A 13,041-nucleotide genomic window follows, 5' to 3' on the forward strand; every position below is an offset into this window, starting at 1 on the left:
TACATCATGAAATCAAATATTTTTATAGCGCATATTGATTAGAGGAGGCATCATCAGATAAGAAGATGTTGGAAGGAGATTGATAATTATATCAAGTAGAGTAGATTCTCAAGATTGCGTTCTTAAATACCTATTCTATAGCTAAATTTCACCAAAAATATGTTGTGTGGTTTCCCAGCAAACAAATCATGGAAACTATTATTGAAGTTTGAATCGGAATTATCATTATAGCCTGATCGTGTTTGATTCCAAACCAGATAAACCGAAGAACCCGGATTATATTCCCATCGGATAACCAGATTTGATAAAAATTCCTGTACATTAAAATCAGGTTTTTTAATTGTATAATCAACAACACCATCAGCCGATTCATCAATTTCATATGTGTCATTGATAAGGCCACTGATTTGATTGGAATTAAAGACATGGAACCTATTGCTGTAGTTCGAATTCATTGGATCTGTGATCACTTTGTAATCTTTGTATTTTCCGTTGGCAAAAAATGGCTGACCCCAATACTGTAAGGTTAAATCGGGAGTCAAATTGTAACTTAAGCGAATTGATGCACTGATGGTAGTTTGATTTAAACCCGCAAAAATATATCGATCGTTATTGTTATATGTCAAATGATCAATATATTGTAATTCCCTATATGATTTAGAATACGAAGGATTCACGGAAACGGTTAAATTATTTATCGGTTTATAGGTTAGCCCGGTTTCGAATGAAAAACCATTTGAACTCAGCTCAAATCCATTTGAAAGTCTGGAATAAAGATGAACAGATAATTTTTTTCGTTCATCAGAATTTACACTAATCTGAACCTGAAAATCACCTTGAGAGCGCATCCTGGGACCACCACGTAAAACTGTATTTGAAATTCCATTAGTATTTATATTCATATGACCCCAAACATTCCAGAAGTTTTTTAGGTTCATGTTGGCATTCAATTCAAATCCATGTCCTAATAAATTTCCTCCAAAATCCCATATATTATAAAGATCTGAACTGATATTCCAATTGCGGTAAATTCCTTTTGGTTCCCAAACGCGATATTGCCCCCAGTACATCGCGAATAACTGATCTGCCTGACGGAGATAACCCATATCGTTCAATTCAAAGCCCGGTGTTTTCCACAGAACAACTGCCAAATGCGACCAATGTCCTTTTTGTCTGAATACTTGTATTCGTCCGCCGGAGCCCATTAAAGAGGTTTTGTCGGGATCATAATTGGTGTAATTATTATCAGATCTTTGATAGTATCTGGCTGATGATTCCTGTGTGGTAGTGATCGCTTCTTTGGTTCCGTTTACCTGGCTAATAGCTGCACTAATATTGAACATCCAACTTTTATTTTTATAATATTTTGTAAAATCAATGCCACCGGTAAGCGCTGATTTATGATAATTTTCTTCTGTTATCTCATCCAATTCCCTTATTGTACTTGTTACCATTCCGCCAATAATAGTGTTTCCATTGTCCGAATCCTTTTGAATTCTGCCGAGAAAATAATTTGTTAAGGGCTCTACTTTTTCAAATCTTCTAAAACCATTGTTATCAATCTCAGCTCTAACTTCGGCAGTAACACTTTCTATTACCCCAATAGATAATCCATTACTGGTTTTACCAGTTAGTTTTGCTGCACTGATAATCGGTGTGAAAAGCGGTACTTTGGCGTATTCATTGTCATTTATATCAGGATAAAGCCTAGGTCTTCGGCCAATTCGCCTGGAATAAAAAAGGTTATCGTTACCTACACCTCCGTCTCCTATACCAATTCCGAAGGAGGTAATGTTGGCACCTTCAATAAAGAAGGGTCTTTTTTCACTAAAATAAGTTTCATAAGCACTTAAGTTTACTTCTGAAGGATCTGCTTCGACTTGTCCAAAATCAGGGTTAATGGTTAGGTCCAGTGTTAGATTATTTGTGACCCCGATTTTGGCATCAATACCCCCGTTAGCGTCTCCGCCTTTGCCATCTGCAAAAGGGTTTTCTGAATCGGCTTCATAGCTTTCCAGCTTTGCAACTCCGTATGGGGTGATATCAAATATTTTACGTGGTTTGATGGTTTCCAGGCCACCGAGCTCTCCAAACAGATGCACCAATCCATTAGCATCTTTAGGAACATGCTGCCAGAAATCGAGTTCATAGTGACGATAGGTTTGTCGAAAAACCTGCAGACCCCATACCCCGTCTGACTCTTTCTCAAATCGTAATTGACTAAAAGGAATTTTAAATTCAGCGATCCAACCGTCTTCAACTAAATTGACTTTAACCCACCAATTTGCATTCCATGATTCATCTTCATTATCTCCATCTTCTGTCAGCATTTGATCAAATTTAACACCACTTGCTGTGACTGCAAACATAAAAGCAGTACGCAAATCATGATAACTATCGAAAGCAATTCCCATAAAATCACCGTCAGGATTATCACGTCGTGTAAGTCGTTGGACAATGCTGTCAGGGCTCGTGTCGAAGGCTTTCATCCCCAAATATAAATTGTCCTTGTCGAATAATATTTTGAATTCTGTTTTTTGAGTTGCCGGCTCAGCATTGTATGGTTCATGTTGTGTAAAATCATCGAGCCACACTCCAAGTTTCCATGCTTCATCGTTTAATATCCCGTCTATTACCGGAGGATTTTGTATGAATGTAGCATTGTACTTCTTTTTGATTAAATCTTGCCCAAATGTTACATAGCTTATTAAAGCGAATACAATTAAAAAAAATGCCTTTCTCATAATCTTCAGTCAAATCAATTGTTAGTTTTATTCTGTTTGTAAGACTCCTTTTTATGATTTTTGTTACAATATATTGTTTAAATATTTTTTCTAGAGCAAGAATTACAGTTCATATTCTGAGTTTTGAATTTTTAACCTATCCCAATAAAATATAAAAAATTTAATATCGTTGAATATATCAACACGTGTATGTAATTTCAACACGCATGCTAACGTGCAGATTAATAGTGCTATGGATGATAATACCATATGCGGTGTTGAATAATGCAATATTATTTTGTGAGATGAATAAATAAGGTGTTGTTGTAATGTGCAGATAATCAATTCTATAGGATTAAAAATTTGCTTTGGCACTATAATTGACTTCCCAAATTCATAAATAATAACATAATGATAATATAGAAAAGTTATGTTCCTTTTTTGAAGAATTTATTTAAAAAATCAAAGCAATGAAAAAGTTAATCTATTTATTTATCGGATTATTGATGCTAATAAGTATTTGTCCGAGCAGCAATGGAACTGAAATCAATAATGAAATTTCTAAGGAAGGATCTATGACCGTTTTATGCTCACCTGATTTATTTAATTTAACGAACAGATGGGTTGAAGAATATGGCAAATTGAATCAGGATTTAAAAATCAAAGTACTTAAAATTGACCATAATTCTGTTGACAAAGCTTACAGCTCAGGTTTTAATGTGAGTTTGGTTTCGGAAAGTTCTTTATACTTACTTAAGAAGCCAACGAATTTATCGCTTGTTGTTGGTAGAGATATTTTAGTTCCTATCATGAATGCGAATAATCCTTTAAAAACTGAAATTTTAACTCAAGGGATTTCTTCAGGAAAACTTGCCGGGTTTTTTAAAAGCCAAGGGGATCATAATTGGGGTTCGCTTTTGAATATTGAATCAAATTTTCCTATCCATTATTATAAATCAGATAATGATGAGCTTAGTTCTGCCGTTGAAGAATTTTTAAAAATGAATGGGATAGCCATTGAAGGAATAATTGTCGCTAATAATCAGGAAGTAATTACGTCAGTTCAGAAAGATATTTATTCCATTGCATTTTGCAGGATCACAGATGTTATAAATCCTATGAATAATGAGATGCTTGAAAATATCACCTTACTGCCAATAGATAAGAATGGGAATGGTAAAATGGACTCTTTTGAACAGATTTATAATGATTTGAATGCATTTTCAAGAGGTGTTTGGATTGGGAAGTATTCAAAGGAATTGGTCACAAATATTTATGCTGTTTCTAACCAAAATGTTGATAATGGTAAAGAAAAAGAATTCATCAAATGGATGCTTACCGATGGACAACAATTTTTAAGCACCGATGGATATTCTGAATTGATGCTTAGCGAGCGACAATCTAAATTAGATGTATTATATAATGATAAGATAATTCTTAACGCAATCGAAAACCTGAACTATAGTCGTCAAAGAGTTGGTCTTTTCATTTTAATAATTGCAACCATTATAGGTTTAATAGTCGGTTCAACTTTTTATTTCAAAAGACAAAAAAGTACAGAAAAACCGACTTTAATTTCAAAACCGATTGGGTATTTTGATGCAAAATCAATAAGTGTTCCTAATGGATTATTTTTCGATAAAACCCACACCTGGGTATATATGGAAATGGATGGTGTTCTAAGAATAGGAATAAATGATTTTATTACCAGAATTACAGGTGACCTCACAGGTATTAAGATGAAGAATCCAGGGGAAGAAATAAGGAAAGGAGATACTATAATCACACTTATTCAAAATGGGAAACAATTAAACATCAAGTCACCGGTTTCTGGTATTATTAGTCAACAAAACGAAAAACTAAACGCAAATGCCGCTATTATTAAAGAATGTCCGTATTCTGAAGGCTGGGTTTATGTAATTGAGCCGACCAATTGGTTTCGTGAGATTCAGTTTTTATTCATGTCTGAAAAATTCAAAAAATGGTTAATCTCCGAATTTACCCGACTCAAAGATTTTCTTTCTCAAACCCAAAATATGCCTTTAGTGCTTCAAGAAGGAGGTGAACTTAAAGAAGCTATACTTGCAGATTCTCGACCTGAAGTATGGGAAGATTTTCAATCCAATTTTATAGATACCGCTTTATAAAGAAAAGCTTATTGAAATTTTTAATTCATAATAATATTTAAAACCATGAGTATTAATCGAAGAAATTTTTTTAAGTTCCTTAGCCTAACAGGACTAACTCTAGCTGTTGGAAAGGAATCTGTTGCCCAATCTGATAAGAGCCAGGAAGTAGATTTCTTAAGCATCCTATACGATTCAACCCGCTGTGTAGGATGTCAAAGTTGTGAATTTGCCTGTGCCGAAGCGCATGATTTACCTGAGCCTGTGGGTTCACCTGAACCCGGTATAATCCGTAAACTTGATGAGACCAATCGGTGTGTGATTAATTGTTACAACACTTCGAAAGGGGAGATATATGTAAAACAACAATGCATGCATTGCAACGAGCCGGCTTGTTCTTCAGCTTGCCTCACAAATGCCATGCATAAAACAAAGGAAGGCCCGGTGATCTGGAGAGACAATAAGTGTATGGGATGCCGGTATTGCATGATATCCTGTCCATTTGATATTCCTAAATTTGAATTCTATAGCGTAAATCCAAAAATCCAGAAATGCAATATGTGTTTCGACAGGCTCGAAGAAGCTAAAATACCGGCCTGTGTCGAAAATTGTCCTGCTGAAGCGTTAGTTTTTGGAACGAGAAGAGAATTGATAAAGGAAGCCAGAAAAAGAATAGTTGAAGATCCGGATACATATGTAGATCAAATTTATGGCGAACATGAAGCCGGTGGCACTGGCAGCCTGTATTTATCATCTGTGCCATTTAACGAACTGGGATTTAGAACGAACCTTCACAAAACCTCTTACCCTGAATTGTCCAAGGGATTTCTTTATAGTGTACCAACCATATTTGTCCTTTGGCCCGCACTATTATTAGGAATAAATGAAGCCACTAAAAATAATCACGTAAAAGAAGACGAAAATGAGTAATACGAAGTATGCCATTGCAAAGGATAATGATGGTAAAAATATGCTGAAATTTTTATTAGGTGAATTGAAACCAAAAGGTAAAATAATCACGCCTTTTAATATTATATCCGTACCGGTAATTCTGGTCGGAACAGTAATTATTGTCTATCGGTTTATCCACGGATTGGGTTCGGTTTCAAACATTTCGCAAGAAATTCCATGGGGGCTTTGGAAAGGTTTTAATGTGGTAACCGGAGTTGCCTTTGCCGGTGGTGCTTATGTTCTTACATTTATTGTTTACATTCTCAATGTCAAGAAGTTTCACTCGTTGGTTAGGATTACGGTTCTCAACGGTTTTCTTGCCTACATGTTTTATGCCGGGGCTCTGGTTCTCGACTTAGGAAAACCCTGGAATATTATCAACCCGATTATCGGTAACAGCTTTGGTGCCAGCTCGGTTCTGTTTTTGGTAGCCTGGCATTTCTTACTCTACATGATTGCCCAACTGATCGAATTTTCACCGGCAATTGCAGAATGGTTGGGTGCCAGACGGGCTCATAAAATTCTTTCCGGGATGACGCTGGCTGCTGTTATTTTTGGTATTACTTTGTCAACGCTGCATCAGTCTGGTCTGGGAGCCATGTATTTAATGGCCAAAGAAAAAATACACCCTCTCTGGTATTCTGAGTTTATCCCGGTCATGTTCTTCGTTTCCAGTATTTTTGCAGGGCTTTCACTGGTTATTTTTGAAGGCTCCATAAGTAAAAAAGTATTTTCTGATCAGATAAGTGATAAAAACCACAAGGCACACCACGGAATAGTCATCAGCTTTGCAAAAGTTTGTGCCGTTACCATGTTTGCTTACTTTTTTCTTCAGATTCTGGTTTTTGTACACGGTCAACATTGGGATTTATTAAATACATCGATGGGTTATTGGTACCTGACCGAAATGTTGGGATTTGTACTTTTTCCAATGTTGCTTTTCTTCTATGGTTACCGAAGAGATAACTCGTTGTTGGTTAAGATCGCCGCCATCATCACTATGCTAGGGATTATAATTAACCGATTGAATGTGACGATTATAGGTTTTCGATGGGATGCGGTTCCTCGTTATTATCCATCATGGATGGAAATTGTTGTTTCACTGGCTATAATCTTTACCGAAATTTGGATATTCCGATGGATTATTAATCGCATGCCAGTTTTAAGGGAATCTCCCATCTGGGCGAAAAATCAAAAATAAATTAACCTGTATTCTTTTTTTGAATACCTAAAAAATAAAAGCAATGGACGGATTTACTTATCATGATATCTTCCAAACAAAAGGAATAGAATATCTTGTAATTATTGCATTTCTGATTATCCTTATTCCTTTCTGGATCATTATTAATCGAAAAGACATAATCATTCGGAAAATAAAGGAAACATTTGGAATTCTCACATCAGACATTTTAAAAATCCCTAAAGGGGTATTTTTTAGTAATCATCATACCTGGGCTCATCTTGAAAAATCAGGAGTCGCTGAGGTTGGTCTGGATGATTGGTTACTCCATTTAGCCGGAGAAGTCGAGTTTGGTCAGATCAAGGAAAAAGGAGCTGAGATAAAGAAAGGTGAAATACTTACTCAAATAGTTAGTAAAGGTAGGTTCTTGAATATCATTTCACCCATATCCGGGGTGGTTATAGATACCAATCCCATGCTTCGTGAAGATGCTTCAATAATTGGGCAAGATCCATATAAGAAGGGTTGGATCTGTAAAATAGAACCTTCAAGTTGGAAATCCGAAACTTCTTCCTTTTATGTTGGTGAGGAAGCTAAGCAATGGCTTAAGATAGAATTGGAACGGTTTAAAGATTTTATTTCCATTTCGTTGGCTAAAAACCATCCTGAAAGCTCCTTGATTATAATGCAGGAAGGTGGAGAACTTCGCGATCATCCACTTTATGATTTACCTAAGGATGTTTGGCAGGATTTTCAAAAAATATTTTTAGATAGTGAGGTATAAAAGATTGTACAAAACTGGTGATTTATCACCAGTTTTTTGTACTTTGTAGGCTATATTTAAATCTCTGGCATCTTGTAATCATTTCGTGATATGAATTTATTCAGGCAAAAAAGTAAGATTGGTTTCGAAAATTCATTTATGCACAAATATTTGAGGTTTCATTCTTCGATTTATGGCAGGGTTGTTTATATCATTACTATACTTTCAGTAATCCTTTTTCTTTCATTCGGTATCATTTTCAGATCAGTTTATCGGGAATATTTAAATACGGTAATTCGCCAAAGCGGAAACAATGTCGGGTCGGTAGTAGAAGGTGCTTTATATTATTCCATGCTTACGAACGACAAGGGCAGCCTCCAAAGTACGATGGATATTATCAATACCATGAATGGAATCGATGAAGTAAATATGTACGATAGCAAAGACAGCTTGGCTTATTCTTCCTTTTTTTCTGATTCTATTAATTCAGGCAACCCCAATTGTGTTGCCTGTCATGATGATTTAAACGAAATGTTTGTCTGGAATGAGAAATCGTATAAAATTATAGATATAAAAAGTGCCTGTAGTATGAATAAGACCGAAAAAGGTCACAGGCAACTTCTGATCCGAACCCCGATCATGAATGAAAAATCATGCTATCTCAGTTCATGCCATGCGCATAATGAAAGTGATGAACTTCTTGGTTCGCTGATTATTAAAATTCCATTAAATGATCTTGATACCGCTATTCAAAAATCTTCTGCCGAATTTTTTATTCTAGCCATATTAACCACAATTCTTTTAGTGTCCTTTTTGATTTTATTTACCAGTGATAAAATTAAAAAACCGTTGAATGCCATTATCCAAGCAAGTGAATCTGTTGCCAGAGGTGATAAAAGCACAAGATTGGAAATTAAACCCAATCTGCTGGATGATATGAGATTGGTGTCACAGGCCTTCAATAATATGCTGGATAATTTGAATGCGGCCAATATTGAGCTCGAAAACTGGTCGCATCAGCTTGAATACAAGGTACAAAAGAAAACCGTGGAACTTTCAGAAATTCAGCAGGAGTTAATACATATTGAACGGATTGCTTCACTTGGGAAATTGTCATCATCAGTTGCACATGAAATAAACAATCCGCTATCAGGTGTATTAACTTATACAAAGCTGGTTCATAAGCAACTTGAAAAATTGGAAATGGATTCAAAATCAAAGGAATCGATGTTGAAATATTTGAAGGTGATAGAGGCTGAAACAAAACGTTGTGGGGACATTGTAAAGAGTCTTTTGGATTTTTCGAGGAAAGATGAAGTAAATTTTGAAAATAAATCACTTCACAAGATTTTAAAAGATGCCTACGATTTGATGGCACATCAAATGAAAATATTGAATATCAATTTTTATGTTGATTTTACAGCCTCGAATGACTTGATAAGTTGTCGTGAAAACCAAATAAAGCAAGCTAGCATTGCAGGTTTAGTGAATGCCTCCGAAGCGGTATCACAAAATGGTGAAATAGTGATGAAAACTTCTAATCCTGATAAGGATCACATAAAGCTTGAAATTATTGATAATGGCGTAGGAATTACCCCTGATGATATACCACATATTTTTGAACCATTCTTTTCTGCCAAACAAAAAGTAAGTGGGATTGGTTTAGGACTAGCAATTGTTCACGGTATAGTTCAAAATCATAAAGGTAAGATTGAAGTGGATTCAGAACTGGGTAAAAGAACTACCATTTCCATTATTTTACCATTAGTAAAAATTTAACGGATTGATTATGTCAAAAAATATTTCAATACTAATCGTTGATGATGAAGAATCTGTAAGGGATTCATTATACAACTGGTTTATCGAAGATGGTTATCGTGTCGAATGCGCCGGTAATGCTAAAGAGGCATTGTCTATTATCGAATCCAGAGAATTTGATATCGTACTAGCGGATATTAAAATGCCCGGCATGGATGGATTGGAAATGCATCGTAGAATAAAAGCGCAAAATAAAGAAACCATCGTCATAGTTATGACTGCATTTGCATCGGTTGATACAGCTGTTCAGGCCTTAAAAGATGGTGCCTACGATTACATAACCAAGCCATTTGATCCTGACGATCTTTCACATCTGGTTAGAAATGCTGCCAAACAAATTACTTTAAAAGCAGAAAATGAAGCCTTAAGGAACAAAATGAATGAGCTTGAAAATGTCGAAGACATTATCGGGAAAAGTGAAGGTATGCTGAAAGTGCTCAAGGAAGTTAAGAGTGTGGCGCAATCTAATTCTTCCGTTATCATTACCGGAGAAAGTGGTACAGGAAAAGAACTTATTGCCAGGGCCATTCATTTTAATTCTTCCCGCAGGTATTTCCCTTTGGTAAGTGTTCATTGTGGAGCTTTGACGGAAAGTTTGCTGGAGAGTGAATTGTTTGGTCATGAAAAAGGAGCATTTACAGGTGCCATGTATAACCGAAAAGGCAGGTTCGAAATGGCCGATGGCGGAACGATATTTCTTGATGAAATAGCTACAATTTCTTCAAAAACACAAGTAGAATTGCTACGTGTGCTGGAATCGAAGAGTTTTATGCGGGTAGGGGGTAATAAAGAAATCAGTTCCGATTTCAGGGTGATTTGTGCAACCAATAAAGATTTGAAAAAGATGGTGGAGAACGGAACATTCAGAGAGGATTTATTTTATCGGTTGAATGTGGTTAATATCAATATCCCACCGCTTCGCGATAGGGTAGAGGACATTCCAATGCTGATGAATCATTTTATAATTAAGTATTGTACTGCGATGAGCAGGGATATGGTCACAATTGAACCGGCAGCCTTAAAACGCCTGGAGGAATTTGAATTTCCGGGTAACGTACGTGAACTCGAAAATATGATCGAACGTGCCATTGTAATCGGGAATGGGAAAGAAATCCGTTTGGCAGATCTTCCGATGGGGAAAGACATCATTTACAGTTCAGTTGAAAGTTTGGATGATCTTGAAAAAAAATACATACTGCAAATTCTAAACAAGTATGATTGGAATATTACCCGTTCCGCTAAAGCCCTAAAAGTTGACAGGGTAACCCTTTACAATAAAATCAAAAAATACGATTTGAACGCAAGCAAGACATAAAAACTTAAATTTAAGATGGGCTTGTAACCGGATGAAAAGACTGTCACCCGACTAAATATTAACTGTTTTAAAATAACTAACCTTTCGTTTATAAATTGGATAAGCATAACATCATATTGATTGCTCATGGACAATTCGAAACCAGCTTTCTGAGAGAAATAGCTGAAGAAGTAGCATTTGAGTATAATTGTTCCGTAGCTGTTCAAGAGAGTCAACTCGATTTGACGAATTTTTATGATCCTACACGCCGGCAATATGATGGGTATAAGTTACTTAAGGAAATCGAAGGAATGAATATTGCCGGTTATAATAAAAAGATTGGGTTATTTCGGGTCGATTTGTTTATCCCTATTCTCACCTATATTTTCGGTCAGGCTTTCTTTAAAGGTAATTCAGGAATTGCTTCACTTTACCGACTCAAAAATGAGCAATACGGAATGAAGACCGATCAGAATTTGCTTTTTTATCGTTTCAGAAAAGTCATCATTCATGAAATTGGTCATACTTTCGGATTGATTCATTGCCATGTTCCAAACTGTGTCATGCGATCAAGTACCTACGTGGAGGATATTGATCAGAAGAGGAATCATTTGTGCAATAACTGCAGGGAAGAGATGATGAAACACTGATCTTTTATTTTATTGCTGATTTGACGATATTTTTAAATTCCCCTTCGGGTGGAATTCTGACTGCTGTGTCAGGCATGTTGCGATGTCGTCGAATTAAATGGTTGAACCTGATTGCTGCAGTCAAGTTTGTAATTAAATACTACAACTTTTATTAATATTTTTTTCTATAATTGAAAAGGAATTCAAAAATGTATAACGCCGTCTTTTGGTTATTCTTTGCAGCTCTTATCGCAAATCGGCGGGGTGGATGTTTTCTTACACATGCACCACATTACTTCTTGGTTTTTTTCAAAGGTAACGGCACAAGGTTTTTTACTTGTTCCTCTATGTGATCCATCGCAAAATGGTTGGGTAGAACTATTTCCGCAGGCACACCAGTGATATTCACCGGCCTCCATACTCATTAATTTAGATTGTACATCCTTTTCTTCTGGTTTATTTTTCATAACTAGCTGATGGTAAATTAATATTAAATTTCATTTGTATATGTTTCTGAAGTCATAGAAAAAGATTTTATTATTATATACAATTGACCTCTAAAAATCTCAAAAAGTTCTATAAAGCGAATATCGGAAAACTTAGGCCTTTTTCATAATAAAAAAACTTATATTTTATAAGATTTATTAATCCCTTTTTCCATGCTTGCCGATCTAAAAAACTAAAAGTAAGTTGTGATTTAAATATGAATAAATTGTTGGTGATTTTGTTTATAAATTTTAAAAGCACTTGCTACAGAATGGTTTCAAGTGGCTGATTATAAGTGTCATGGGTAGTAATCCCGAATCATCGGGAGAACTTACGACCTTCCCGACTTCTAGTCGGGACGCGCTAACCAGATTTTATAAAAAAAAGAGTCTTAGCATGTTGCTAAAACTCTTAGTGTCATGGTGTTAATCCCGAATCTCCGGGAGAACTAACGACCTTCCCGACTTCCAGTCGGGACGCGCTAACCAGATTGTATCAAAAAAAAGAGCTTCATCATCGTGTTGAAACTCTCAGTGTCGGGGTAGTAAGATTCGAACTTACGACCTCCTGCTCCCAAAGCAGGCGCGCTAACCGGACTACGCTATACCCCGTTTATTTTTATTTAATAAGTATTTTAAAGAACAATTTTATTTTCCAATCCTACGACCTTCCCGACTTCCAGTCGGGATGCGCTAACCTGATGGAGTTTATCCCGAAGATTCGGGACTATACCCCGTATATTTTTATTAATAAGTATTTTAAAGAACAATTTTATTTTCCAATCCTATGACCTTCCCGACTTCCAGTCGGGACGCGCTAACCGAATGGAGTTTATCCCGAAGATTCGGGACTTATACCCCGTATTTTTTTATTTTAATAATTATTTAAAAGAACAATTCTCCTTTTGTTTGCGGAGAGGGGGGGATTCGAACCCCCGGTACCAGTTGCCCAGTACGACAGTTTAGCAAACTGTTGGTTTCAGCCACTCACCCACCTATCCAATAGAGGACTGCAAAAGTATAAAAAGCTTTTGTATTCACAAATGTTTTTTCCACTTTTATTCTAATTATT

At 36.0% G+C, this 13,041-nt stretch carries 9 protein-coding genes and 2 tRNA genes; 7 read left to right on the forward strand and 4 right to left on the reverse strand.

The window, feature by feature from the left end:
• Window positions 1-122 precede the first annotated feature (122 nt).
• Window positions 123-2,744, reverse strand: a complete 2,622-nt coding sequence (locus tag KKG99_10470; protein MBU1013421.1) for a carbohydrate binding family 9 domain-containing protein — start codon at window positions 2,742-2,744, stop codon at window positions 123-125.
• 449 nt (window positions 2,745-3,193) lie between these two features.
• On the opposite strand from KKG99_10470, the gene KKG99_10475 reads away from it, so the two are divergent.
• The 7 genes from KKG99_10475 (at window position 3,194) to KKG99_10505 (ending at window position 11,505) form a co-directional block, all read left to right on the forward strand.
• Window positions 3,194-4,870, forward strand: a complete 1,677-nt coding sequence (locus KKG99_10475; GenBank protein MBU1013422.1) for a hypothetical protein — start codon at window positions 3,194-3,196, stop codon at window positions 4,868-4,870.
• A 45-nt stretch (window positions 4,871-4,915) separates the two neighbouring features.
• On the forward strand, window positions 4,916-5,779 hold the full coding sequence (locus KKG99_10480) for a 4Fe-4S dicluster domain-containing protein (GenBank protein MBU1013423.1): 864 nt from the start codon (window positions 4,916-4,918) through the stop codon (window positions 5,777-5,779).
• Entirely contained in the window at window positions 5,772-7,001 is a 1,230-nt protein-coding gene (gene nrfD, locus KKG99_10485; protein ID MBU1013424.1) for a polysulfide reductase NrfD, read from the forward strand. The genes KKG99_10480 and nrfD overlap by 8 nt, the downstream gene beginning before the upstream one ends.
• A 43-nt stretch (window positions 7,002-7,044) precedes the next feature.
• Window positions 7,045-7,764: a glycine cleavage system protein H gene (locus tag KKG99_10490; protein ID MBU1013425.1), complete on the forward strand. Its 720-nt coding sequence runs from the start codon at window positions 7,045-7,047 to the stop codon at window positions 7,762-7,764.
• Between the two features lie 138 nt (window positions 7,765-7,902).
• Entirely contained in the window at window positions 7,903-9,522 is a 1,620-nt protein-coding gene (locus KKG99_10495; GenBank protein MBU1013426.1) for a HAMP domain-containing protein, read from the forward strand.
• Between the two features lie 10 nt (window positions 9,523-9,532).
• A complete protein-coding gene (locus KKG99_10500) occupies window positions 9,533-10,876 on the forward strand; it encodes a sigma-54 dependent transcriptional regulator (GenBank protein ID MBU1013427.1) in 1,344 nt (447 codons plus the stop codon).
• A gap of 95 nt (window positions 10,877-10,971) precedes the next feature.
• Complete coding sequence (locus KKG99_10505; GenBank protein ID MBU1013428.1) at window positions 10,972-11,505, forward strand: archaemetzincin family Zn-dependent metalloprotease; 534 nt, start codon at window positions 10,972-10,974, stop codon at window positions 11,503-11,505.
• Window positions 11,506-11,714: 209 nt separating this feature from the next.
• On the opposite strand, the gene KKG99_10510 is transcribed toward KKG99_10505, so the two are convergent.
• The 3 genes from KKG99_10510 to KKG99_10520 all read right to left on the reverse strand — a co-directional run bounded on the left by KKG99_10510 (window position 11,715) and on the right by KKG99_10520 (window position 12,970).
• Window positions 11,715-11,951: a CDGSH iron-sulfur domain-containing protein gene (locus KKG99_10510; GenBank protein MBU1013429.1), complete on the reverse strand. Its 237-nt coding sequence runs from the start codon at window positions 11,949-11,951 to the stop codon at window positions 11,715-11,717.
• 555 nt (window positions 11,952-12,506) lie between these two features.
• Window positions 12,507-12,581 (reverse strand) — tRNA-Pro (locus KKG99_10515).
• Window positions 12,582-12,881: 300 nt separating this feature from the next.
• Window positions 12,882-12,970: transfer RNA gene (locus KKG99_10520), tRNA-Ser, on the reverse strand.
• Between the last annotated feature and the right edge of the window lie 71 nt (window positions 12,971-13,041).

The sequence above is a fragment of the Bacteroidota bacterium genome (genome assembly GCA_018816945.1).
Classification (GTDB): Bacteria; Bacteroidota; Bacteroidia; order Bacteroidales.